The organism is Bacillus sp. 491mf, assembly GCF_900112415.1.
In the GTDB taxonomy this organism is placed as follows: domain Bacteria; phylum Bacillota; class Bacilli; order Bacillales; family Bacillaceae_G; genus Bacillus_A.
The window spans coordinates 25,053-47,282 of the sequence record NZ_FOLV01000030.1; the positions used below are offsets into that span (position 1 = coordinate 25,053).

At 40.8% G+C, this 22,230-nt stretch carries 33 protein-coding genes; all 33 read left to right on the forward strand.

The features are described 5' to 3' along the window. The first annotated feature begins 20 nt into the window (after positions 1-20). Complete coding sequence (rpoC, locus tag BM211_RS19675) at positions 21-3,632, forward strand: DNA-directed RNA polymerase subunit beta' (RefSeq protein ID WP_035433724.1); 3,612 nt, start codon at positions 21-23, stop codon at positions 3,630-3,632. Between the two features lie 354 nt (positions 3,633-3,986). Beyond that, positions 3,987-4,409, forward strand: coding sequence for a 30S ribosomal protein S12 (rpsL, locus tag BM211_RS19680; protein WP_035433722.1), 423 nt, complete (start codon positions 3,987-3,989; stop codon positions 4,407-4,409). A gap of 29 nt (positions 4,410-4,438) precedes the next feature. Beyond that, the gene (gene rpsG / locus BM211_RS19685; protein WP_035433720.1) at positions 4,439-4,909 is read left to right on the forward strand and encodes a 30S ribosomal protein S7; all 471 of its coding nucleotides are present in this window, start codon (positions 4,439-4,441) and stop codon (positions 4,907-4,909) included. 208 nt (positions 4,910-5,117) lie between these two features. Further along, complete coding sequence (gene fusA / locus BM211_RS19690; protein ID WP_035433719.1) at positions 5,118-7,196, forward strand: elongation factor G; 2,079 nt, start codon at positions 5,118-5,120, stop codon at positions 7,194-7,196. Between the two features lie 118 nt (positions 7,197-7,314). After that, positions 7,315-8,502, forward strand: a complete 1,188-nt coding sequence (gene tuf / locus BM211_RS19695; protein ID WP_035433717.1) for an elongation factor Tu — start codon at positions 7,315-7,317, stop codon at positions 8,500-8,502. A gap of 389 nt (positions 8,503-8,891) precedes the next feature. Continuing rightward, positions 8,892-9,200 (forward strand): 30S ribosomal protein S10, encoded by a 309-nt coding sequence (gene rpsJ, locus BM211_RS19700; RefSeq protein ID WP_001040596.1) that lies wholly within the window; start codon positions 8,892-8,894, stop codon positions 9,198-9,200. Positions 9,201-9,233: 33 nt separating this feature from the next. Next, positions 9,234-9,866, forward strand: coding sequence for a 50S ribosomal protein L3 (gene rplC / locus BM211_RS19705; protein ID WP_035433715.1), 633 nt, complete (start codon positions 9,234-9,236; stop codon positions 9,864-9,866). Between the two features lie 26 nt (positions 9,867-9,892). Beyond that, on the forward strand, positions 9,893-10,516 hold the full coding sequence (gene rplD / locus BM211_RS19710; protein ID WP_035433714.1) for a 50S ribosomal protein L4: 624 nt from the start codon (positions 9,893-9,895) through the stop codon (positions 10,514-10,516). Further along, positions 10,516-10,806 carry a 50S ribosomal protein L23 gene (gene rplW / locus BM211_RS19715; protein WP_035433713.1) on the forward strand — a complete coding sequence of 97 codons (291 nt, stop codon included), beginning with the start codon at positions 10,516-10,518 and terminating at the stop codon, positions 10,804-10,806. Before rplD ends, rplW begins: the two co-directional genes overlap by 1 nt. A 28-nt stretch (positions 10,807-10,834) precedes the next feature. Continuing rightward, entirely contained in the window at positions 10,835-11,665 is an 831-nt protein-coding gene (gene rplB / locus BM211_RS19720; RefSeq protein WP_035433711.1) for a 50S ribosomal protein L2, read from the forward strand. Positions 11,666-11,725: 60 nt separating this feature from the next. Beyond that, positions 11,726-12,004 carry a 30S ribosomal protein S19 gene (gene rpsS / locus BM211_RS19725; RefSeq protein WP_020062296.1) on the forward strand — a complete coding sequence of 93 codons (279 nt, stop codon included), beginning with the start codon at positions 11,726-11,728 and terminating at the stop codon, positions 12,002-12,004. Positions 12,005-12,021: 17 nt separating this feature from the next. Further along, positions 12,022-12,363: a 50S ribosomal protein L22 gene (gene rplV, locus BM211_RS19730; protein WP_011983250.1), complete on the forward strand. Its 342-nt coding sequence runs from the start codon at positions 12,022-12,024 to the stop codon at positions 12,361-12,363. Positions 12,364-12,366: 3 nt separating this feature from the next. Next, on the forward strand, positions 12,367-13,026 hold the full coding sequence (gene rpsC / locus BM211_RS19735) for a 30S ribosomal protein S3 (protein ID WP_035433709.1): 660 nt from the start codon (positions 12,367-12,369) through the stop codon (positions 13,024-13,026). Position 13,027: 1 nt separating this feature from the next. Continuing rightward, positions 13,028-13,462: a 50S ribosomal protein L16 gene (gene rplP, locus BM211_RS19740; RefSeq protein ID WP_020062298.1), complete on the forward strand. Its 435-nt coding sequence runs from the start codon at positions 13,028-13,030 to the stop codon at positions 13,460-13,462. Further along, positions 13,452-13,652 (forward strand): 50S ribosomal protein L29, encoded by a 201-nt coding sequence (gene rpmC / locus BM211_RS19745; protein ID WP_000855718.1) that lies wholly within the window; start codon positions 13,452-13,454, stop codon positions 13,650-13,652. The genes rplP and rpmC overlap by 11 nt, the downstream gene beginning before the upstream one ends. Positions 13,653-13,672: 20 nt before the next feature. Further along, positions 13,673-13,936: a 30S ribosomal protein S17 gene (gene rpsQ / locus BM211_RS19750; RefSeq protein WP_011983253.1), complete on the forward strand. Its 264-nt coding sequence runs from the start codon at positions 13,673-13,675 to the stop codon at positions 13,934-13,936. Between the two features lie 43 nt (positions 13,937-13,979). Further along, the gene (gene rplN, locus BM211_RS19755; RefSeq protein WP_035433708.1) at positions 13,980-14,348 is read left to right on the forward strand and encodes a 50S ribosomal protein L14; all 369 of its coding nucleotides are present in this window, start codon (positions 13,980-13,982) and stop codon (positions 14,346-14,348) included. Positions 14,349-14,386: 38 nt separating this feature from the next. Next, complete coding sequence (rplX, locus tag BM211_RS19760; RefSeq protein ID WP_035433707.1) at positions 14,387-14,698, forward strand: 50S ribosomal protein L24; 312 nt, start codon at positions 14,387-14,389, stop codon at positions 14,696-14,698. A gap of 26 nt (positions 14,699-14,724) precedes the next feature. Continuing rightward, positions 14,725-15,264: a 50S ribosomal protein L5 gene (gene rplE, locus BM211_RS19765; RefSeq protein ID WP_020062301.1), complete on the forward strand. Its 540-nt coding sequence runs from the start codon at positions 14,725-14,727 to the stop codon at positions 15,262-15,264. A gap of 33 nt (positions 15,265-15,297) precedes the next feature. Then, on the forward strand, positions 15,298-15,483 hold the full coding sequence (rpsN, locus tag BM211_RS19770) for a 30S ribosomal protein S14 (protein WP_020062302.1): 186 nt from the start codon (positions 15,298-15,300) through the stop codon (positions 15,481-15,483). 29 nt (positions 15,484-15,512) lie between these two features. Next, complete coding sequence (gene rpsH / locus BM211_RS19775; protein WP_035433706.1) at positions 15,513-15,911, forward strand: 30S ribosomal protein S8; 399 nt, start codon at positions 15,513-15,515, stop codon at positions 15,909-15,911. Positions 15,912-15,943: 32 nt separating this feature from the next. Continuing rightward, entirely contained in the window at positions 15,944-16,483 is a 540-nt protein-coding gene (gene rplF, locus BM211_RS19780; RefSeq protein WP_035433705.1) for a 50S ribosomal protein L6, read from the forward strand. 31 nt (positions 16,484-16,514) lie between these two features. Beyond that, complete coding sequence (gene rplR / locus BM211_RS19785) at positions 16,515-16,877, forward strand: 50S ribosomal protein L18 (RefSeq protein WP_035433703.1); 363 nt, start codon at positions 16,515-16,517, stop codon at positions 16,875-16,877. Positions 16,878-16,898: 21 nt separating this feature from the next. Beyond that, on the forward strand, positions 16,899-17,399 hold the full coding sequence (gene rpsE, locus BM211_RS19790; RefSeq protein ID WP_035433701.1) for a 30S ribosomal protein S5: 501 nt from the start codon (positions 16,899-16,901) through the stop codon (positions 17,397-17,399). 17 nt (positions 17,400-17,416) lie between these two features. Next, complete coding sequence (rpmD, locus tag BM211_RS19795) at positions 17,417-17,599, forward strand: 50S ribosomal protein L30 (protein ID WP_020062307.1); 183 nt, start codon at positions 17,417-17,419, stop codon at positions 17,597-17,599. Positions 17,600-17,632: 33 nt separating this feature from the next. Further along, entirely contained in the window at positions 17,633-18,073 is a 441-nt protein-coding gene (rplO, locus tag BM211_RS19800) for a 50S ribosomal protein L15 (RefSeq protein WP_020062308.1), read from the forward strand. Next, entirely contained in the window at positions 18,073-19,371 is a 1,299-nt protein-coding gene (gene secY / locus BM211_RS19805; RefSeq protein ID WP_035433700.1) for a preprotein translocase subunit SecY, read from the forward strand. The genes rplO and secY overlap by 1 nt, the downstream gene beginning before the upstream one ends. Positions 19,372-19,423: 52 nt before the next feature. Next, on the forward strand, positions 19,424-20,074 hold the full coding sequence (locus BM211_RS19810) for an adenylate kinase (protein ID WP_035433699.1): 651 nt from the start codon (positions 19,424-19,426) through the stop codon (positions 20,072-20,074). Then, positions 20,074-20,820, forward strand: coding sequence for a type I methionyl aminopeptidase (gene map / locus BM211_RS19815; protein ID WP_035433698.1), 747 nt, complete (start codon positions 20,074-20,076; stop codon positions 20,818-20,820). Before BM211_RS19810 ends, map begins: the two co-directional genes overlap by 1 nt. A gap of 67 nt (positions 20,821-20,887) precedes the next feature. After that, positions 20,888-21,106 (forward strand): translation initiation factor IF-1, encoded by a 219-nt coding sequence (gene infA, locus BM211_RS19820; protein WP_020062312.1) that lies wholly within the window; start codon positions 20,888-20,890, stop codon positions 21,104-21,106. A gap of 35 nt (positions 21,107-21,141) precedes the next feature. Then, positions 21,142-21,255 carry a 50S ribosomal protein L36 gene (rpmJ, locus tag BM211_RS19825; protein WP_000868344.1) on the forward strand — a complete coding sequence of 38 codons (114 nt, stop codon included), beginning with the start codon at positions 21,142-21,144 and terminating at the stop codon, positions 21,253-21,255. Positions 21,256-21,276: 21 nt separating this feature from the next. Then, complete coding sequence (gene rpsM, locus BM211_RS19830; protein WP_035433696.1) at positions 21,277-21,642, forward strand: 30S ribosomal protein S13; 366 nt, start codon at positions 21,277-21,279, stop codon at positions 21,640-21,642. Between the two features lie 24 nt (positions 21,643-21,666). Beyond that, positions 21,667-22,056: a 30S ribosomal protein S11 gene (gene rpsK / locus BM211_RS19835; RefSeq protein ID WP_000101801.1), complete on the forward strand. Its 390-nt coding sequence runs from the start codon at positions 21,667-21,669 to the stop codon at positions 22,054-22,056. Positions 22,057-22,230 lie beyond the last annotated feature (174 nt).

Here is a 22,230-nt window from a genome sequence, read left to right on the forward strand (position 1 = left end):
CTAAAAGGGAGGTAGGCCCCTTGATAGATGTAAACAACTTTGAATATATGAAGATTGGACTTGCATCACCAGACAAAATTCGCTCTTGGTCATATGGGGAAGTAAAAAAACCCGAGACGATTAATTATCGTACATTGAAACCAGAGAAAGACGGTTTGTTCTGTGAGCGTATTTTCGGTCCAACAAAAGACTGGGAATGTCATTGTGGTAAATATAAACGTGTCCGTTATAAAGGTGTAGTTTGTGATCGATGCGGCGTTGAAGTAACGCGTGCGAAAGTTCGTCGTGAACGTATGGGTCATATTGAATTAGCTGCTCCTGTATCTCATATTTGGTATTTCAAAGGTATCCCAAGCCGCATGGGACTTGTCTTAGACATGTCCCCTCGCGCGCTTGAAGAAGTAATTTATTTCGCTTCTTATGTAGTAACAGAGAGCGGAGATACACCGCTTGATAAGAAGCAACTTCTTTCGGAGAAGGAATACCGTGCGTATCGCGACAGATACGGAAACTCTTTCCAAGCTTCTATGGGCGCAGAAGCAATTAAGAAGTTATTACAAGATATCGATTTAGATAAAGAAGTAGACTTCTTGAAAGAAGAGTTAAAAACAGCGCAAGGACAACGTCGTACTCGTGCTATTAAACGTCTAGAAGTATTAGAAGCATTCCGTAACTCTGGAAACGAACCATCTTGGATGATTCTAGATGTTCTTCCGGTAATCCCACCAGAACTTCGCCCAATGGTACAGTTAGATGGTGGACGTTTTGCAACTTCTGACTTAAACGACCTATATCGTCGTGTAATTAACCGTAACAATCGTTTAAAACGTTTATTAGACTTAGGTGCACCAAGCATTATCGTCCAAAACGAAAAGCGTATGTTACAAGAAGCAGTAGATGCTTTAATTGATAACGGTCGTCGTGGCCGTCCAGTTACTGGACCGGGTAACCGTCCGTTAAAATCTCTTTCACATATGTTAAAAGGTAAGCAAGGACGTTTCCGTCAAAACTTACTAGGTAAACGTGTTGACTACTCTGGTCGTTCCGTTATCGTTGTAGGACCGAACTTAAAAATGTACCAATGCGGTCTGCCTAAAGAAATGGCGCTGGAACTGTTCAAACCTTTCGTTATGAAAGAGTTAGTAGGAAAAGGCTTAGCGCACAACATTAAGAGTGCGAAGCGCAAAATTGAACGAGTACAACCTGAAGTTTGGGATGTTTTAGAGTCTGTAATTAAAGAACACCCTGTACTTCTAAACCGTGCTCCAACACTTCACCGTCTTGGTATTCAAGCGTTTGAACCTACATTAGTAGAAGGTCGTGCAATTCGTCTTCACCCACTTGTATGTACTGCATACAACGCGGACTTTGACGGTGACCAAATGGCGGTTCACGTTCCGTTATCATCAGAAGCACAAGCAGAAGCTCGTCTTCTTATGTTAGCTGCACAAAACATCTTGAACCCGAAAGACGGAAAACCAGTTGTTACACCATCTCAGGATATGGTATTAGGTAATTACTACTTAACACTTGAACGCGAAGGTGCAATTGGTGAAGGTATGATTTTCAAAGATACGAACGAAGCAATACTTGCATACCAAAACGGATATGTACACTTGCATACTCGTGTTGCTGTTGCAGCGAGCTCTGTGAATAACGAAACGTTTACAGAGGAGCAAAACAGCAAGCTGTTGTTAACGACAGTTGGTAAGTTAATCTTCAACGAGATTTTACCGAAGTCTTTCCCTTACATTAACGAACCAACAAAGACAAACTTGGAGAAGGAAACTCCAGTGGAATACTTTGTTGAAAAAGGTTCTAACGTAAGAGAAATTATTGCTAGTCGCGAAGAAGTGGCGCCATTTAGTAAGAAAATTCTTGGTAATATCATTGCTGAAGTATTTAAACGTTTCAAGATTACAGAAACGTCTCGTATGCTTGATCGTATGAAAAACCTAGGATTTAAATACTCTACAAAAGCTGGTATTACAGTTGGGGTAGCGGATATCCTTGTATTAGGTGAAAAAGAAGAAATCTTGCATGAAGCGCAAGCTAAAGTAGATACAGTAATTAAACAATTCCGTCGCGGTTTAATCACAGAGGAAGAACGTTACGATCGCGTTATCTCTATTTGGAGTAATGCAAAAGACGTTATCCAAGGAAAACTGATGAAAACGCTAGATAAGCGCAACCCAATCTTCATGATGAGTGATTCCGGTGCCCGTGGTAACGCATCGAACTTTACTCAGCTTGCTGGTATGCGTGGTTTGATGGCAAACCCATCTGGTCGTATCATCGAACTTCCAATCAAATCAAGTTTCCGCGAAGGTTTAACGGTACTCGAGTACTTCATCTCTACACACGGTGCGCGTAAAGGTCTTGCCGATACAGCACTTAAGACTGCCGATTCTGGTTACTTAACACGCCGTCTTGTTGACGTTGCACAAGATGTTATCGTTCGTGAAGACGACTGTGGAACAGATCGTGGTCTATTAATTGGCGCAATTAAAGAAGGAAACGAAATTATCGAATCCTTATACGATCGTCTTGTAGGACGTTTCGCAAGAAAAACTTTGAAGCATCCAGAAACAGGCGAAGTATTAGTTCGTGAAAATGAATTAATTACAGAAGATATCGCTTATATCATCGAAAAATCAGGCGTTGAACAACTGTACATCCGTTCTGCATTTACATGTAACACTCGCCACGGCGTATGTAAGAAATGTTACGGTCGTAACTTAGCTACTGGTACAGACGTAGAAGTAGGGGAAGCGGTAGGTATTATCGCAGCTCAATCTATCGGTGAGCCAGGTACACAGTTAACGATGCGTACATTCCATACAGGTGGGGTTGCCGGAGATGATATCACACAAGGTTTACCGCGTATTCAAGAGATCTTCGAAGCGCGTAATCCGAAAGGGCAAGCGGTTATCAGTGAAATCGATGGTGTTGTTGCAGCGATTAACGATGTGAAAGATCGCCAAGAAGTTGTTGTACAAGGTGATGTAGAAGCTCGTACGTATGCAATTCCTTATGGCGCTCGCTTAAAAGTAGCTCCAGGACACCGCATCGAGCATGGTAAAGAACTTACTGAAGGTTCTATCGATCCGAAAGAATTACTGAAAGTAACAGATATTACAGCAGTTCAAGAATACTTGCTTCGTGAAGTTCAAAAAGTATACCGTATGCAAGGGGTAGAAATTGGTGATAAGCACGTTGAAGTAATGGTTCGCCAAATGCTTCGTAAAGTGCGTGTAATCGACGCTGGTGAAACAGATGTATTACCAGGAACATTACTTGATATCCATCAATTTACAGATGCGAATGCGAAAGTGTTGCTTCAGGGCAAACAACCAGCAACAGCACGTCCAATCCTTCTTGGTATTACGAAGGCTTCACTTGAAACAGATTCATTCTTATCTGCAGCATCATTCCAGGAAACAACTCGTGTGTTAACTGATGCAGCAATTAAAGGTAAGCGTGATGAACTTCTTGGTCTGAAAGAAAATGTTATTATCGGTAAGCTTGTTCCAGCTGGTACAGGTATGAATCGTTACCGTAGAGTAGATCTTGTGAAAACAGCACAAGAAGAAACAAATGTAGAAAATGACGAGGTTTACGTAGAAAACTAAAATTTTCCGTCGTAAATTTTGCATAAAAAAAGATAATCTTAGTTGACATGATGCGATGCAAAATGTTAATATAAGCAAGGTTGCTCCTTAATAAATGTTGAAGGCAATTCAACACGGTATAGTTAGAACGTTGTCGTAGCTTTTAGCAACGCAACATAACATACTTTTTCAAAACTGGATCTCAACATGAAAATGAGTGAGATGCAAGTAGGAGCTTCAGTAATAGAAATAACAAGTTAAAACTGTTTTTGTGAGGAGAGAGCATTTGCTCTTCCTTGCAAAAACTTTGTTTTCAACTAATAATGAACCACCTGGATATGTGGTCATACAAACGTGCGAAGGGAGGATAAATTAATGCCTACTATTAACCAATTAGTGAGAAAAGGTCGTACTGATAAAGTATGGAAATCTAAATCACCTGCGTTAAACAAAGGTTTCAACTCTTTAAAGAAAAAAGCAACTGATATCTCTGCACCTCAAAAACGTGGTGTATGTACTCGTGTTGGTACAATGACTCCAAAGAAACCGAACTCAGCGTTACGTAAATACGCTCGTGTACGTTTAACAAATGGTATCGAGGTAACAGCATACATCCCAGGTATCGGTCATAACTTACAAGAGCACAGCGTAGTATTAATTCGCGGTGGTCGTGTAAAAGACTTACCAGGGGTACGTTACCACATCGTTCGTGGTGCGCTTGACACAGCTGGTGTTGACAAACGTATGCAAGGACGTTCTAAATATGGTACTAAGAGACCAAAAGCAGCTAAGAAATAATAAAACTGAACTGAAAGGAGGAACTCAATATGCCTCGTAAAGGACCTGTTGCGAAACGTGACGTGTTACCAGATCCAATGTATAATTCTAAACTTGTAACACGCCTAATCAACAAAATGATGGTTGACGGTAAAAAAGGTAAATCTCAAACAATTCTTTATAATGCGTTCGATATCGTTCGCGAACGTACTGGTAACGAACCAATGGAAGTGTTCGAGCAAGCTCTTAAGAACATTATGCCTGTTCTTGAAGTACGCGCTCGTCGTGTTGGTGGTGCTAACTACCAAGTTCCAGTTGAGGTTCGTCCAGAACGCCGTACAACTTTAGGTCTTCGCTGGTTAGTAAACTACGCTCGTCTTCGTGGTGAAAAAACTATGGAAGAGCGTTTAGCTTACGAAATCTTAGATGCAGCTAACAACTCTGGTGCATCTGTTAAGAAACGTGAAGACACTCATAAAATGGCAGAAGCTAACAAAGCATTTGCTCATTACCGTTGGTAGGATTCAACGCAAAATAATTGTAAGCATAGACCGCTTTATTTGTCGCTTATGGAAGTGTGGAGAGGGAGAATGCCTCTCCCTTTCATTGGGCGCTCGTTTTACATAATGAGGGTACTGGACATACTGACATATGTAACAAAATAAAGTGGCTTTTTTGCTACTTAAAATAAAATAATCCAATCCACATTAGGAAGGAGAAAGACACCAAATGACTAGAGAGTTCTCCTTAGAAAACACTCGTAATATTGGTATCATGGCTCACATCGATGCTGGTAAAACAACAGCAACTGAGCGTATCCTGTACTACACAGGCCGCATTCATAAAATCGGTGAAACTCACGAAGGTGCATCTCAGATGGACTGGATGGAGCAAGAACAAGAGCGTGGTATCACAATTACTTCTGCAGCAACTACAGCTCAATGGAAAGGTCACCGTGTAAACATCATTGACACTCCAGGACACGTAGACTTCACTGTAGAAGTAGAACGTTCTTTACGCGTACTTGATGGTGCAGTAGCAGTACTTGATGCGCAATCTGGTGTAGAACCACAAACAGAAACTGTTTGGCGTCAAGCAACTACTTACGGCGTACCACGTATCGTGTTCGTTAACAAAATGGACAAGATCGGTGCAGACTTCTTATATTCTGTAGGAACAATTCATGACCGTTTACAAGCAAACGCACATCCAATTCAGTTACCAATCGGTGCTGAGGATCAGTTTACAGGAATTATCGATCTTGTTGAAGAGTGTGCATACATGTACACAAACGACTTAGGAACAGATATTCAACGCGTTGACATCCCTGCAGAACATAAAGAATTAGCTGATGAATACCGTGGAAAGCTTATTGAAGCGGTAGCAGAGCTTGATGAAGAAATGATGATGAAGTACCTAGAAGGTGAAGAAATCACTGTAGAAGAGCTTAAAGCAGGTATCCGTAAGGCTACAACTTCTGTAGAATTCTTCCCAGTAATCTGTGGTTCTGCATTCAAAAATAAAGGTGTTCAAATTCTGTTAGATGCAGTTATCGACTACCTACCATCTCCATTAGATGTACCTGCTATTAAAGGTACTCTTCCGGATACAGATGAAGAAGTAGAACGTCATTCTAGCGATGAAGAGCCTTTCGCAGCATTAGCATTCAAAATCATGACTGACCCTTATGTTGGTAAGTTAACATTCTTCCGTGTGTACTCTGGTGTGTTAAACTCTGGATCATACGTGAAAAACTCAACTAAAGGTAAGCGTGAGCGTGTAGGTCGTATCCTACAAATGCACGCAAACAGCCGTGAAGAGATTTCAACAGTTTACGCTGGTGATATCGCTGCTGCTGTAGGTTTGAAAGATACTACAACTGGTGATACTCTTTGTGACGAGAAGAGCCTTGTTATCCTTGAGTCTATGGAATTCCCAGAGCCAGTTATCTCTGTAGCTATCGAACCAAAATCTAAAGCTGACCAAGATAAAATGGGTACAGCATTATCTAAGCTTTCTGAAGAAGATCCAACATTCCGTGCTCACACTGACCAAGAAACTGGCCAAACAATCATCGCTGGTATGGGTGAACTTCACCTTGATATCATCGTTGACCGTATGCGCCGTGAATTCAAAGTGGAAGCAAACGTTGGTGCTCCTCAGGTAGCATACCGTGAGACTTTCCGCGCTTCAGCGAAAGTTGAAGGTAAGTTCGCTCGTCAATCTGGTGGTCGTGGACAATTCGGTCACGTTTGGATTGAGTTCGAACCTAACGAAGAAGGTAAAGGATTCGAATTCCAAAACAAGATCGTCGGTGGTGTAGTTCCACGTGAATACATCCCAGCTGTAGGAGCAGGTCTTGAAGATGCACTTAAAAATGGTGTACTTGCAGGATATCCTCTAGTAGACATTAAAGCTGCATTAGTTGACGGATCTTACCATGATGTTGACTCCTCTGAGATGGCGTTCAAAATCGCTGCATCTATGGCACTTAAAGCTGCGGTTTCTAAATGTAACCCAGTAATTCTTGAGCCAATGATGAAAGTTGAAGTTGTAATTCCTGAAGAGTACATGGGTGACATTATGGGTGACGTAACTTCTCGCCGTGGACGCGTAGAAGGTATGGAAGCTCGTGGTAACGCACAAGTAGTTCGTGCGATGGTTCCACTTTCTGAAATGTTCGGTTATGCAACGGCTCTACGTTCTAACACGCAAGGTCGTGGAACATTCTCAATGACATTTGATCATTATGAAGAAGTACCGAAGTCTATTTCAGAAGAAATTGTTAAAAAAAATAAAGGTGAATAATTGATTTTTATCGATTGTTCAAGTATAACTACTTATGTAAGCTTAGAAAGCGGGGCTTAGGTCCCTTACTTTCTAGTCTAAATATAAAATAATCTATATAACTAAGGAGGAATTTAGAATGGGAAAAGCTAAATTCGAACGTTCTAAACCACATGTTAACATTGGTACAATCGGCCACGTTGACCATGGTAAAACTACATTAACTGCTGCTATCACTACAGTTCTTGCAAAAGCTGGTGGTGCTGAAGCGAAAGGTTACGACCAAATCGATGCTGCTCCAGAAGAAAGAGAGCGCGGTATCACAATCTCAACTGCACACGTTGAGTATGAAACTGAAACTCGTCACTATGCACACGTTGACTGCCCAGGCCATGCTGACTATGTTAAAAACATGATCACTGGTGCTGCTCAAATGGACGGCGGTATCTTAGTAGTATCTGCTGCTGATGGCCCAATGCCTCAAACTCGTGAGCACATCCTTCTTTCTCGTCAAGTAGGTGTTCCTTACATCGTTGTATTCTTAAACAAATGCGACATGGTTGACGACGAAGAGTTATTAGAATTAGTAGAAATGGAAGTTCGCGATCTATTATCTGAATACGACTTCCCAGGCGATGATATCCCTGTAGTTAAAGGTTCTGCTCTTAAAGCTCTTCAAGGAGATGCTGAGTGGGAAGCAAAAATCATCGAATTAATGGCTGAAGTTGATTCTTATATCCCAACTCCAGAACGTGACACTGAAAAAGCATTCTTAATGCCTGTTGAGGACGTGTTCTCTATCACAGGTCGTGGTACAGTTGCTACAGGTCGTGTAGAGCGCGGTGTAGTTAAAGTTGGTGACGTAGTAGAAATCATCGGTTTTGAAGAAGAAAACAAATCTACAACTGTAACTGGTGTAGAAATGTTCCGTAAGCTTCTTGATCAAGCTCAAGCTGGAGACAACATCGGTGCTTTACTTCGTGGGGTTGCTCGTGAAGACATCCAACGTGGACAAGTTCTTGCTAAAACTGGCTCTGTAAAAGCTCACGCTAAATTCAAAGCTGAAGTTTTCGTTTTATCTAAAGAAGAAGGTGGACGTCACACTCCATTCTTCGCTAACTACCGCCCACAATTCTATTTCCGTACAACTGACGTAACTGGTATCATCCAATTACCAGAAGGTACTGAAATGGTAATGCCTGGCGACAACATCGAAATGACTATCGAGCTTATCGCTCCAATCGCGATCGAAGAAGGAACTAAGTTCTCTATTCGTGAAGGTGGACGTACAGTAGGTTACGGCGTAGTTGCAACTATCGTTGAGTAATCTTAGCTGATATATGAAACCCAAGGGATTTTCCCTTGGGTTTTTTATTTATAATAAATAAAACCTATTTTTAAGTTTTGACGAGTTTCTTCTATTAATATATAAAATGCAAAACTCTTCAACCAAAAACTGTAAAAAGAATTACAACAGATGAAAACTTGAAATTCGTTAAAGTACCATGTATAATAGCAAAAGTACAGTAAATGACGATGTGCACAAATAAAGTGTTGCATCTAGGCTAGAAACATTGTATAATAAACAATGTTGGTCTTTGACTGCGATGAAGTGGAAGGTTGCTGACACACCCGGCCGCTTTGCCATGGCGAGTGTGTGGAAATTTCCATGGAGAATGTCTATTTTAAAAATAGGCGAAAGAAGGAGGGAAAATAATGGCAAAAGAAAAAATTCGTATTCGTTTAAAAGCTTACGATCACCGTATTCTTGATCAATCAGCTGAGAAAATTGTAGAAACAGCTAAACGTTCTGGGGCGACAGTTTCTGGTCCAATCCCATTACCAACTGAAAAAACTGTTTACACGATTCTTCGTGCGGTTCATAAATACAAAGATTCTCGTGAGCAATTCGAAATGCGCACGCACAAACGTCTAATCGACATCGTGAGCCCTACTCCACAAACAGTAGACTCTTTAATGCGTTTAGACTTACCATCTGGTGTAGATATCGAAATCAAACTATAATTTATATAAGTTAAAATGTAGGAGGTGTAACTCATGACCAAAGGAATCTTAGGAAAAAAGATCGGTATGACTCAAGTATTTGCTGAAAACGGCGAGCTAATTCCTGTAACTGTTATCGAAGCGACTCCAAACGTTGTCCTTCAAAAGAAAACTGTTGAAACTGATGGCTACAATGCAATTCAGTTAGGTTTTGATGACAAACGCGAAAAATTAGCTAACAAACCTGAACAAGGTCACGTTGCTAAAGCAACTACTGCTCCTAAGCGCTTCATTCGCGAACTTCGCGATGCAGACGTTGAAGGACAAGAAGTTGGTCAAGAGGTAAAAGTAGAAGTTTTCGCTGCAGGTGAAACTGTAGACGTAACAGGTATTTCTAAAGGTAAAGGTTTCCAAGGTGCTATTAAACGCCACGGACAATCTCGCGGACCTATGTCTCATGGTTCTCGTTATCACCGTCGTCCTGGTTCAATGGGCCCTGTTGCTCCGAACCGTGTATTCAAAGGCAAAAAACTTGCTGGACGTATGGGTGGAGACCAAGTTACTATCCAAAACTTAGAAATCGTTCAAGTTGATGTTGAACGTAACATCCTGTTAGTAAAAGGCAACGTTCCTGGCGCTAAGAAATCTCTTGTAGTTGTTCGTAGTGCTGTTAAGGCTAGCAAATAATTCTCTATAAGAAAGGAGGAACCCCAATGCCAAAAGTAAAGTTATTTAACCAAACTGGTTCTGAAGTTGGTGAAATCCAATTAGCTGAAACTATTTTCGGTATCGAACCAAACGAAGCTGTACTTTTTGAAGCAGTAATGATGCAACGTGCATCTTTACGTCAAGGTACACATAAAGTAAAAACTCGCTCTGAAGTGCGCGGTGGAGGTCGCAAACCATGGCGTCAAAAAGGAACTGGACGTGCTCGTCAAGGTTCTATCCGCTCTCCTCAATGGCGCGGTGGTGGTACGGTATTCGGACCTACACCAAGAAGCTATGCATACAAACTACCTAAAAAAGTTCGTCGCTTAGCTATTAAATCTGCATTAGCTACTAAAGTAGTTGAGAACAACATCGTAGTTCTTGAAGACTTAGTGTTAAATGCACCAAAAACAAAAGACATGGTGGCAGTTCTTAAAGGATTAACTGTTGAGAAGAAAGCTCTTATCGTAACTGCTGATGTAAACGAAGCAGTTGAGTTATCTGCTCGCAATATTCCTGGAGTAACAGTAATCACTGCTGATGGCGTAAACGTTTTAGACGTGCTTCATCATGATAAGCTAATCATGACAAAAGCGGCAGTGGAAAAAGTAGAGGAGGTGCTTGCATAATGAAAGATCCTCGTGATATCATTAAGCGCCCAGTTATCACTGAACGTTCTATGGAAATGATGGCTGAAAAAAAATACACGTTCGATGTGGACGTTAAAGCTAATAAAACGGAAGTTAAAGATGCTGTAGAAGCGATCTTTGGTGTTGAAGTTGAGAAAGTAAATATCATGAACTACAAACCAAAAGCAAAACGTGTTGGTCGTCACGCTGGTTTTACTAACCGTCGTCGTAAAGCAATCGTTAAGCTTACTGCTGACAGCAAAGAAATCGAGATCTTCCAAGGAGTTTAATTCTTACTAAAGAAGGAGGGAAAATCAGATGGCAATTAAAAAGTATAATCCAACTACTAACGGTCGTCGTAACATGACTACGAATGATTTCGCTGAAATCACGACTGATAGACCGGAAAAATCATTACTTGCGCCTTTAAGCAAAAAGGCTGGACGTAATAACCAAGGTAAAATTACTGTACGTCACCAAGGTGGCGGACACAAGCGTCAATACCGTATCATCGACTTCAAACGTAACAAAGATGGAATTCCTGGACGCGTTGCTACGATCGAATACGATCCAAACCGCTCTGCGAATATCGCATTAATTAACTACGTTGACGGTGAAAAACGTTACATCCTTGCTCCTAAAAACTTAGAAGTAGGTATGGAAATCATGTCTGGCCCAGAGGCTGACATTAAAATCGGTAACGCATTACCATTAATCAACATTCCAGTAGGTACAGTTGTTCATAACATCGAGCTTAAACCAGGTCGCGGTGGACAATTAGTTCGTTCTGCTGGTACATCTGCTCAAGTACTTGGTAAAGAAGGTAAATACGTACTTGTACGTTTAACTTCTGGTGAAGTACGCTTAGTTCTAGCTACTTGCCGCGCTACAGTAGGTCAAGTAGGTAATGAACACCATGAGCTTATTAAAATTGGTAAAGCGGGTCGTTCTCGCTGGTTAGGCAAGCGCCCAACTGTTCGTGGTTCTGTAATGAACCCATGTGATCACCCACACGGTGGTGGTGAAGGTCGCTCACCAATCGGACGTAAGTCTCCAATGTCTCCATGGGGTAAACCAACTCTTGGATTCAAAACTCGTAAGAAAAATAAAGCGTCTGACAAATTCATCGTTCGTCGTCGTAAAAAATAATGGGGTTGTAGTACGGTTCATTTTTAGAACCGTACGGCAATCACGAAGGGAGGCACCAAAATGGCTCGTAGCTTGAAAAAAGGACCATTTGTCGATGATCATTTAATGAACAAAATTGCAAAGTTAAATGAAACTGAGCAAAAGCAAGTTGTAAAAACTTGGTCTCGTCGTTCAACGATCTTCCCACAGTTTATTGGTCATACAATCGCTGTATATGATGGTCGTAAACACGTTCCTGTATACGTAACTGAAGATATGGTAGGCCACAAGTTAGGTGAGTTCGCACCAACTCGTACGTACAAAGGTCATGATGCTGACGATAAGAAAACTAGAAGATAATGAGAGGAGGCACTTCAATGCAAGCTAAAGCAGTAGCGAGAACAGTTCGTATTGCTCCTCGTAAAGTTCGTTTAGTAGTAGACTTAATCCGAGGTAAGCAAGTGGGTGAAGCGATTGCTATCCTTAACCACACACCAAAAACTGCTTCTCCAGTTGTAGAAAAAGTTTTAAAATCTGCAATCGCAAACGCAGAGCATAACTACGAAATGGATGTAAACAACTTAGTTGTAGAAAAAGTTTTCGTTGACGAAGGTCCAACGTTAAAACGTTTCCGTCCACGTGCAATGGGTCGTGCTAGCCAAATTAACAAGCGCACAAGCCACATTACAGTTGTGGTATCTGAAAAGAAGGAGGGATAATCGATGGGTCAAAAGGTTCATCCAGTTGGTCTTCGCGTCGGTATCATTCGCGATTGGGAATCTCGTTGGTACGCTGAAAAAGACTACGCTACATTCTTACATGAAGACATCAAAATTCGTGAATACATTAACGTTCGCTTAAAAGATTCTGCTGTTTCTAAAGTAGAAATCGAGCGTGCGGCAAATCGTGTAAATGTTACAATTCACACGGCAAAACCTGGTATGGTAATTGGTAAAGGTGGTACAGAAGTTGAAGCACTTCGTAAAGCTCTTAACCAATTAACAGGCAAACGTGTACACATCAACATTTTAGAAGTTAAGAGAGCTGATCTTGACGCTAAATTAGTAGGCGAAAACATTGCTCGTCAATTAGAAAACCGTGTATCTTTCCGTCGTGCACAAAAGCAAGCAATTCAACGTGCTATGCGTGCAGGAGCTAAAGGTATTAAAACACAGGTTTCTGGTCGTCTTGGCGGAGCTGATATCGCTCGTGCAGAATCTTACAGTGAAGGAACTGTTCCACTTCATACACTTCGCGCTGATATTGACTATGCAACAGCTGAAGCTGATACAACGTACGGTAAATTAGGTGTAAAAGTATGGATCTACCGTGGAGAAGTCCTTCCTACAAAAAAGAAAGCTTCTGAGGAAGGAGGAAAATAATATGTTAATGCCTAAACGCGTAAAATATCGTAGAGAGCATCGTGGTAAAATGCGTGGTCGTGCAAAAGGTGGCGCTGAAGTACATTTTGGTGAGTTTGGTTTACAATCTCAAGAAGCATCTTGGATTACAAACCGTCAAATCGAAGCAGCTCGTCGTGCAATGACTCGTTATATGAAACGTGGCGGTAAAGTTTGGATTAAAATTTTCCCTTCTAAACCTTACACTGCTAAGCCTCTAGAAGTACGTATGGGTTCCGGTAAAGGGGCTCCTGAAGGTTGGGTAGCAGTTGTAAAACCTGGAAAGGTTATGTTTGAAATCGCGGGTGTATCTGAAGAAGTAGCACGCGAAGCATTACGTCTTGCAGCTCACAAATTACCAGTGAAATGTAAATTCGTAAAACGTGAAGAAAATGGTGGTGAATCTAATGAAAACTAATGATATTCGTGAGTTAACCACTGCTGAAATCGAAACAAAAGTTAAAGCTTTAAAGGAAGAGTTGTTTAATCTTCGCTTCCAACTTGCTACAGGACAATTAGAGAATCCAACACGCATCCGTGAAGTGCGTAAAGCGATTGCTCGTATGAAAACTGTAGTTCGTGAAAGAGAGATCGGAATTAATCGATAAATTGAGGGGAGGTTTGCAAAGTGAGCGAACGTAACCAACGCAAAGTTTATACTGGTCGTGTTGTTTCTGACAAAATGGACAAAACGATTACAGTTTTAGTTGAAACTTACAAAACTCATTCCTTGTACGGAAAACGCGTTAAGTATTCTAAGAAGTACAAAGCGCATGATGAGCAAAACCAAGCAAAAGTTGGCGATATCGTAAAAATCATGGAAACTCGCCCGCTTTCTGCTACTAAGCGTTTCCGTTTAGTTGAAATCGTTGAAGAAGCGGTTATTATCTAAATAGACGAATCGGAATTTTAAGTCCGAAGGGAGGTTTCATAACATGATCCAACAAGAATCTCGTTTGAAAGTAGCTGACAACTCTGGCGCACGTGAACTTTTAACAATCAAAGTATTAGGCGGCTCTGGTCGCAAATACGCAAACATCGGTGATATTATCGTTGCTACGGTAAAACAAGCAACACCAGGTGGCGTTGTTAAAAAAGGTGACGTTGTTAAAGCAGTAGTAGTACGTACGAAGAGCGGTGCTCGTCGTCCAGACGGTTCTTACATCAAATTTGATGAAAACGCAGCGGTTATCATTAAAGACGATAAGAGCCCACGTGGTACTCGTATCTTCGGACCAGTAGCTCGTGAATTACGTGATAACAACTTCATGAAGATCGTTTCTTTAGCTCCAGAAGTTCTATAATTTAAGGTATTGCCTTGCTAAGGAGGTGCAGAAGTAAGATGCATGTAAAAAAAGGTGATAAAGTACAGGTAATCAGTGGTAAAGACAAAGGGAAACAAGGTGTTATCCTTGCAGCTTTTCCGAAAGAAAGCCGTGTTATCGTTGAGGGTGTTAACATCGTTAAAAAGCACTCTAAGCCATCACAATTAAATCCACAAGGTGGAATTATCACGAAAGAAGCAGCTATCCACGTATCTAATGTTATGCCATTAGATCCTAAAACAGGTGTACCTACTCGTGTAGGTTACAAAGTGGAAGATGGTAAAAAAGTTCGTGTTGCAAAAAAATCTGGTGAATCATTAGATAAATAAGTTCAATATGAAAGGAGGTCCCTTCATTGAATCGCCTTAAAGAGAAATTCCAAAAAGAAATTACTCCTGCTCTTATGAGCAAGTTTAACTATAAATCTGTTATGGAAGTACCGAAAATCGAAAAGATCGTAATCAACACTGGTGTTGGTGACGCGGTATCCAATTCTAAAGCATTAGACAGTGCTGTAGAAGAATTAACTCAAATCGCAGGTCAAAAGCCTGTTGTAACTCGCGCTAAAAAATCTATCGCAGGTTTCCGTCTTCGTGAGGGTATGCCTATCGGTGCAAAGGTTACTTTACGCGGCGAGCAAATGTATGAGTTCTTCGACAAATTAGTATCAGTTTCTTTACCACGTGTACGTGATTTCCGTGGTGTTTCTAAGAAATCTTTCGATGGTCGTGGTAACTACACATTAGGTGTTAAAGAGCAATTAATTTTCCCTGAGATTGATTATGATAAAGTGAGCAAAGTTCGTGGTATGGACATCGTAATCGTTACTACAGCGAAAACTGATGAAGAAGCTCGTGAACTTTTAACACAATTCGGTATGCCATTCCAAAAATAATGGAAGCCAACGCTAAGTAGAGGAGGCGAAAACGTGGCTAAAAAATCTATGATTGCGAAACAAAAGCGTACTCCTAAGTTTAAAGTACAAGACTATACACGTTGCGAGCGCTGCGGTCGTCCGCATTCTGTATACCGCAAATTTAAACTTTGCCGTATTTGTTTCCGTGAACTTGCATATAAAGGTCAAATTCCTGGTGTTAAAAAAGCTAGTTGGTAATCCCCACAAATGGGAAGGAGGTAAAACATATGGTGATGACAGATCCAATTGCAGATATGCTTACTCGCATCCGTAATGCGAACATGGTACGTCATGAGAAATTAGAAGTTCCTGCTTCTAAAATCAAAAAAGAAATCGCTGAAATCTTAAAACGTGAAGGTTTCATTCGTGATGTGGAATACATCGAGGATAACAAACAAGGTATCCTTCGCATTTTCCTAAAATACGGTGTAAACAACGAACGTGTAATCACTGGATTAAAGCGTATTAGTAAGCCTGGCTTACGCGTTTATGCAAAAGCTGACGAAGTACCACGTGTACTTAACGGATTAGGTATTGCACTTGTTTCTACATCTAAGGGCGTAATGACTGACAAAGAAGCTCGTCAATTACAAACTGGTGGAGAAGTAGTAGCATACGTTTGGTAATATATATTTAAAACGAACGGAGGTGTGACCACATGTCTCGTATTGGTAAAAAGATTCTTGAAATCCCTGCAGGTGTTACAGTTACAGTAGCAGAAAATAATACAGTAACTGTAAAAGGCCCTAAAGGTGAATTAACTCGTACTTTCAATGCTGATATGGTTATCAAAATTGAAGAAAATATCTTAACAGTAGAACGTCCTACTGAGCAGAAAGAACACCGTGCATTACACGGAACAACTCGTGCTCTTCTAGGAAACATGGTTGAAGGTGTAACTACAGGTTTCGCTCGCGGACTTGAATTAATCGGTGTTGGTTACCGTGCACAAAAACAAGGTGACAAACTTGTATTAAACGTAGGTTACTCTCACCCAGTTGAGATGACTCCAGAAGCTGGTCTTGAAGTTGAAGTTCCTGCTCCTACAAAGATCGTAATTAAAGGTATCGACAAGCAACGTGTTGGCGAATTCGCTGCTAACATTCGCGCTGTACGTGCTCCAGAGCCATATAAAGGCAAAGGTATTCGTTACGAAGGCGAAGTTGTACGTCGTAAAGAAGGTAAAACTGCTAAGTAAACCCGTTAGGTGAAAGAAAGGAGTGACAAGAATGATCACTAAACCTGATAAAAATGCGGTTCGTAAGAAAAGACATGCACGTGTACGTGCAAAGCTTACTGGTACAGCTGAGCGTCCACGTTTAAACGTGTTCCGTTCTAACCAACACATTTACGCTCAAGTAATTGATGATGTAAACGGTGTAACATTAGTAAGTGCGTCTACTCTTGATAAAGAACTTACTCTTAACGGTACAAGCAACATCGAAGCTGCTACTAAAGTTGGCGAAATCGTTGCTAAACGTGCTGTAGAGAAAGGCGTTAAAGAAGTAGTATTTGATCGCGGCGGTTACTTATACCATGGCCGTGTTAAAGCTTTAGCTGAAGCTGCTCGTGAGGCTGGCTTACAATTTTAATGGTCAAAGGAGGGAAAATAGATGCGTCGCATTGACCCAAGTAAATTTGAACTTGAAGAACGTGTAGTTACGATAAACCGTGTTGCGAAGGTTGTTAAGGGTGGTCGTCGTTTCCGCTTCGCTGCACTGGTTGTAGTTGGTGATAAAAACGGTCATGTTGGATTCGGTACTGGTAAAGCGCAAGAGGTACCAGATGCAATCCGCAAGGCTATCGAAGATGCTAAGAAAAACTTAATCGAAGTACCATTAGTTGGTACAACAATTCCACACTTAATTATCGGTAACTTTGGAGCAGGGGAAGTATTATTAAAACCTGCTGCAGAAGGTACTGGAGTTATCGCTGGTGGTCCAGTTCGTGCGGTTCTTGAATTAGCTGGTGTACAAGATATTCTTTCTAAATCTCTTGGTTCTAACACACCAATTAACATGATCCGTGCTACTATGAACGGATTAAAAGATCTTAAGCGTGCTGAAGATGTAGCAAAATTACGCGGTAAATCTGTAGAAGAGCTACTAGGTTAAGAAGGAGGGAAAACATAATGGCGAAAAAGTTAGAAATTACCCTCACTCGTAGTGTAATTGGTCGTCCGCAAGATCAACGTGCGACTGTAGAAGCTTTAGGTCTTAAAAAGTTGAATTCAACTGTAGTTAAGGAAGAAACTCCTGCTATTCGTGGTATGATCAACAAAGTTTCTCACCTTGTAACTGTAAAAGAAGCTTAATGATAACTTATCAATATAAGGAGGTGCCTGGGAATGAAACTTCATGAATTACAACCTGCAGAAGGTTCTCGTAAAGTTCGTAATCGTGTAGGTCGTGGTATCGGTTCTGGTAACGGTAAAACTGCTGGAAAAGGTCATAAAGGACAAAACGCACGTTCTGGTGGCGGTGTTCGTCTTGGTTTTGAAGGCGGTCAAACTCCATTATTCCGTCGTTTACCAAAACGCGGCTTCACAAACATCAACCGTAAAGAATTCGCTATCGTTAACTTAACAACGTTAAATCGTTTTGAAGACGGTACAGAAGTAACACCTGAATTATTGCTTGAGACTGGCGTTATCAGCAAATTAAACGACGGTGTTAAAATTCTTGCAAACGGCGCTGTAGAGAAAAAGCTTACTGTTAAAGCTCACAAATTCTCTTCAAGTGCAAAAGAAGCTATTGAAGCAGCTGGCGGAACAGTTGAGGTGATCTAATGTTTCGCACAATCTCCAACTTTATGCGCGTTGCTGAGATAAGAAATAAAATATTATTCACTTTAGCGATGTTAATCGTGTTTCGAATTGGCACGTTCATCCCAGTGCCTCATACAAATGCAGATGTACTGAGAGCGCAAGACCAGTTGAATGTATTGGGCATTCTGAATACATTTGGCGGCGGAGCCTTAAAAAACTTTTCCATCTTTGCGATGGGAATCATGCCGTACATTACAGCATCCATCATCGTGCAATTATTGCAGATGGATGTTGTTCCTAAATTTACGGAGTGGTCAAAACAAGGTGAAATGGGTCGTCGTAAACTAGCTCAGTTTACCCGCTACTTTACAATTGTTCTTGCTTTTATTCAAGCAATCGGTATGTCAATCGGTTTTAACGGTATGGCAAGTGGACAATTAATTTTGGATCCTAGTTGGTCAACTTATTTATATATTGCTACGGTACTAACTGCCGGAACTGCATTTTTAATGTGGTTAGGTGAGTTAATTACGGCAAAGGGAGTAGGAAATGGTATTTCTATTATTATCTTTGCAGGTATTACCGCAGCTATCCCAAGTACTATAAATCAAGTGTACGCACAGCAGTTCCAAGATGCCGGAGATCAATTGTTCATTCGTATCGTAAAAGTCGGTTTAATTTTGTTGGCTGTGTTAGCGGTTATTGTTGGTGTTATTTACATTCAACAAGCTGTTAGAAAAATCCCGATTCAATATGCGAAGCGCGTAACTGGAAACGGTGGTTATACTGGAGCACAAAACACTCATTTACCACTTAAGGTAAATAGTGCTGGTGTTATTCCAGTAATTTTTGCTGTTTCATTCTTGATTACGCCTCCGACTATTGCACAGTTTTTCCCGAAACATGAAATATCGAAGTGGATTATTGCTAATTTTAACTATTCTCATCCAGTGGGTATGATCGTATATGTTGCACTAATTATTGCCTTTGCATATTTCTATGCATTTGTTCAAGTAAATCCTGAACAGATGGCTGAGAACTTAAATAAACAAGGTGGATACGTTCCTGGTATTCGTCCGGGTAAGAATACAGAACAGTATCTAACAAAGATTTTGTATCGTTTGACCTTTGTAGGTGCAATTTTCTTAGCAGCGATTGCAATCCTGCCTGTTTTATTTATTAAAATTGCAAACTTGCCACAATCTGCACAGATAGGTGGAACAAGTTTACTAATTGTTGTCGGTGTTGCTTTAGAAACAATGAAGCAGCTCGAAAGTCAATTAGTAAAACGCCATTACAAAGGGTTTATCAAACAGTGAGTAAGCGGGAAGATTCATCTTCCCATATGCTCATTCATGAGGGGGAATACAGATGAACTTAATTTTAATGGGGCTTCCAGGTGCCGGTAAAGGTACACAAGCCGAAAAGATTGTTGCCAAGTATAACATCCCTCACATTTCAACAGGAGACATGTTTCGTGCTGCTATGAAAGATGAAACTGAACTTGGTCTACAAGCTAAGTCCTTTATTGATAAAGGAGCACTTGTACCAGATGAAGTTACAATCGGAATCGTGCGTGAGCGTTTAAGTCAAGAAGACTGTGTAAAAGGCTTCTTATTAGATGGTTTTCCACGAACAGTTGCACAAGCTTCAGCTCTTGAAGAAATCATGAAAGATCTTGGCAAAAAGATCAATTATGTTTTAAACATTAATGTGGATTCAGGATTACTGTTAAAACGTTTAACAGGCCGTCGCATTTGTAAAGAGTGCGGTGCGACTTACCACTTAGAATTCAATCCGCCAGCAAAAGAGGGCGTGTGCGATAAATGTGGTGGCGAGTTATATCAGCGTTCTGATGACAATGAAGAAACTGTAGCAAATCGTTTAGAAGTGAATATTAAGCAAACAAAACCTTTGCTTGATTTCTACGAAGAGCTTGGTTACTTAAAAAGCATTAATGGTGAGCAAGATATCGATAAAGTATTTGCTGATGTCGATCTTCTCATCGGAGGCTTAGCGTAATGATTATTTGCAAAACTCCTCGCGAAATTGAGATTATGCGAGAAGCTGGCAAGATTGTTGCTTTAACTCATCAAGAGTTAAAAAAGCATATTGCCCCAGGAATTACAACGAAAGAGCTCGATCAAATAGCGGAAAAAACGATTCTTAAATATGGTGCTATGCCATCTTTTAAAGGATATAACGGATTTCCAGGAAGCATTTGTGCTTCGGCAAACGAAGAGCTTGTACACGGGATTCCAGGAAAGCGCAAGCTCCAAGAAGGCGATATTATTAGTATCGATATTGGTGCGAAATACAATGGATACCATGGAGATTCTGCATGGACTTATCCAGTAGGAAACATTTCTGAATCTGTTCAAAAGCTACTTGATGTCACAGAAAAATCGTTGTATCTTGGTCTAGAACACGCAAAACCGGGCGAGCGATTATCTAATATTTCACATGCGATTCAAACGTATGTTGAAGATAGTGGATTATCGATCGTTAGGGAGTATGTCGGTCACGGAATCGGGCAAGACTTACATGAAGACCCACAAATCCCGCACTATGGTCCACCAAATCAAGGGCCTAGGTTAAAACCGGGAATGGTCATTTGTGTTGAGCCGATGGTGAACCAAGGAAGACGATATGTAAAAACACTATCTGATGACTGGACAGTGGTAACGGTAGATGGTAAATGGTGTGCACATTTCGAGCACACGATTGCTCTTACAGAAGCAGGATACGAAATCCTTACCACTTTATAGGTAGCTGGCTCTCCGGAATTTCAGAACAGTGTAGAATGTTACTGATTTGAAGAAGGGAGAACATTGAATGGCTAAAGATGATGTAATTGAAGTCGAAGGTACCGTTATTGAAACGTTGCCAAATGCTATGTTCAAAGTAGAATTAGAGAATGGGCATGTTGTATTGGCTCACGTTTCTGGTAAAATTCGTATGAACTTCATTCGTATTTTACCAGGAGATAAAGTTACGGTAGAATTATCTCCGTATGATTTAAATCGTGGTCGTATCACGTACCGCTTTAAATAATATAGCACTCCGTAATCTTTAAGGAGGTTCGAGACATGAAAGTAAGACCGTCAGTTAAGCCGATCTGCGAAAAATGTAAAGTTATTCGTAGACGTGGAAAAGTAATGGTTATTTGTGAAAACCCTAAACATAAACAAAAACAAGGTTAATCAGAAGGAGGTGCATTCGGAATGGCACGTATCGCAGGTGTAGATATTCCTCGTGACAAACGCGTTGTTATTTCTTTAACTTACGTATTCGGCATTGGTCGTACGACTGCTGAAAAAATTCTTGCTGAAGCTGGTGTTTCTGAAGAAACACGAGTTCGCGATTTAACAGAAGACGAATTAGGACGTATCCGTGATATCGTCGATCGTATCAAAGTTGAAGGAGACCTTCGTCGTGAAGTATCCCTTAACATTAAACGTCTAATGGAGATCGGTTCTTACCGTGGTCTTCGTCACCGTCGTGGTTTACCAGTTCGTGGTCAAAACTCTAAAAACAATGCTCGTACACGTAAAGGTCCACGTCGTACAGTAGCAAATAAAAAGAAATAATAAGTAAAGGAGGTTGAACTAACAATGGCACGTAAAACAAACACTCGTAAAAAACGTGTGAAAAAGAATATTGAAGCTGGTGTAGCTCATATTCGTTCTACTTTCAACAACACAATTGTAACTCTTACAGATACTCATGGTAACGCGCTTTCTTGGTCTAGTGCTGGTGCGCTTGGTTTCCGTGGTTCTCGTAAATCTACTCCATTCGCTGCGCAAATGGCTGCTGAAACTGCTGCTAAAGTTGCAATGGAGCATGGTTTAAAAACTTTAGAGGTTACTGTAAAAGGTCCTGGTGCTGGTCGTGAAGCTGCAATTCGTGCTCTTCAAGCTGCAGGTCTAGAAGTAACAGCAATTAGAGATGTTACTCCAGTTCCTCATAATGGATGTCGTCCACCAAAACGTCGTCGTGTTTAATTTTTCTGTATAGAATTTTCCCTTTTGTCTATAATGGATATGATGCATTACCGAGAAATTTCGTACAGAAACATCGCTTGTTGTGCACAATCGGGAACTGCCTAAGGGGGGACTTTCGGTTAGACAGAGGTTTTTTCCTTTGTTTAACCGAGGTTTCGACGTTTTGAAGGAGGG

Coding starts and splice junctions, on each gene's coding strand:
- rpsL (WP_035433722.1), top strand. CDS start 3,987: ATGCCTACTATTAACCAATTAGTGAGAAAAGGTCGTACTGATAAAGTA.
- rpsG (WP_035433720.1), top strand. CDS start 4,439: ATGCCTCGTAAAGGACCTGTTGCGAAACGTGACGTGTTACCAGATCCA.
- fusA (WP_035433719.1), top strand. CDS start 5,118: ATGACTAGAGAGTTCTCCTTAGAAAACACTCGTAATATTGGTATCATG.
- tuf (WP_035433717.1), top strand. CDS start 7,315: ATGGGAAAAGCTAAATTCGAACGTTCTAAACCACATGTTAACATTGGT.
- rpsJ (WP_001040596.1), top strand. CDS start 8,892: ATGGCAAAAGAAAAAATTCGTATTCGTTTAAAAGCTTACGATCACCGT.
- rplC (WP_035433715.1), top strand. CDS start 9,234: ATGACCAAAGGAATCTTAGGAAAAAAGATCGGTATGACTCAAGTATTT.
- rplD (WP_035433714.1), top strand. CDS start 9,893: ATGCCAAAAGTAAAGTTATTTAACCAAACTGGTTCTGAAGTTGGTGAA.
- rplW (WP_035433713.1), top strand. CDS start 10,516: ATGAAAGATCCTCGTGATATCATTAAGCGCCCAGTTATCACTGAACGT.
- rplB (WP_035433711.1), top strand. CDS start 10,835: ATGGCAATTAAAAAGTATAATCCAACTACTAACGGTCGTCGTAACATG.
- rpsS (WP_020062296.1), top strand. CDS start 11,726: ATGGCTCGTAGCTTGAAAAAAGGACCATTTGTCGATGATCATTTAATG.
- rplV (WP_011983250.1), top strand. CDS start 12,022: ATGCAAGCTAAAGCAGTAGCGAGAACAGTTCGTATTGCTCCTCGTAAA.
- rpsC (WP_035433709.1), top strand. CDS start 12,367: ATGGGTCAAAAGGTTCATCCAGTTGGTCTTCGCGTCGGTATCATTCGC.
- rplP (WP_020062298.1), top strand. CDS start 13,028: ATGTTAATGCCTAAACGCGTAAAATATCGTAGAGAGCATCGTGGTAAA.
- rpmC (WP_000855718.1), top strand. CDS start 13,452: ATGAAAACTAATGATATTCGTGAGTTAACCACTGCTGAAATCGAAACA.
- rplN (WP_035433708.1), top strand. CDS start 13,980: ATGATCCAACAAGAATCTCGTTTGAAAGTAGCTGACAACTCTGGCGCA.
- rplX (WP_035433707.1), top strand. CDS start 14,387: ATGCATGTAAAAAAAGGTGATAAAGTACAGGTAATCAGTGGTAAAGAC.
- rpsH (WP_035433706.1), top strand. CDS start 15,513: ATGGTGATGACAGATCCAATTGCAGATATGCTTACTCGCATCCGTAAT.
- rplF (WP_035433705.1), top strand. CDS start 15,944: ATGTCTCGTATTGGTAAAAAGATTCTTGAAATCCCTGCAGGTGTTACA.
- rplR (WP_035433703.1), top strand. CDS start 16,515: ATGATCACTAAACCTGATAAAAATGCGGTTCGTAAGAAAAGACATGCA.
- rpsE (WP_035433701.1), top strand. CDS start 16,899: ATGCGTCGCATTGACCCAAGTAAATTTGAACTTGAAGAACGTGTAGTT.
- rpmD (WP_020062307.1), top strand. CDS start 17,417: ATGGCGAAAAAGTTAGAAATTACCCTCACTCGTAGTGTAATTGGTCGT.
- rplO (WP_020062308.1), top strand. CDS start 17,633: ATGAAACTTCATGAATTACAACCTGCAGAAGGTTCTCGTAAAGTTCGT.
- secY (WP_035433700.1), top strand. CDS start 18,073: ATGTTTCGCACAATCTCCAACTTTATGCGCGTTGCTGAGATAAGAAAT.
- BM211_RS19810 (WP_035433699.1), top strand. CDS start 19,424: ATGAACTTAATTTTAATGGGGCTTCCAGGTGCCGGTAAAGGTACACAA.
- map (WP_035433698.1), top strand. CDS start 20,074: ATGATTATTTGCAAAACTCCTCGCGAAATTGAGATTATGCGAGAAGCT.
- infA (WP_020062312.1), top strand. CDS start 20,888: ATGGCTAAAGATGATGTAATTGAAGTCGAAGGTACCGTTATTGAAACG.
- rpmJ (WP_000868344.1), top strand. CDS start 21,142: ATGAAAGTAAGACCGTCAGTTAAGCCGATCTGCGAAAAATGTAAAGTT.
- rpsM (WP_035433696.1), top strand. CDS start 21,277: ATGGCACGTATCGCAGGTGTAGATATTCCTCGTGACAAACGCGTTGTT.
- rpsK (WP_000101801.1), top strand. CDS start 21,667: ATGGCACGTAAAACAAACACTCGTAAAAAACGTGTGAAAAAGAATATT.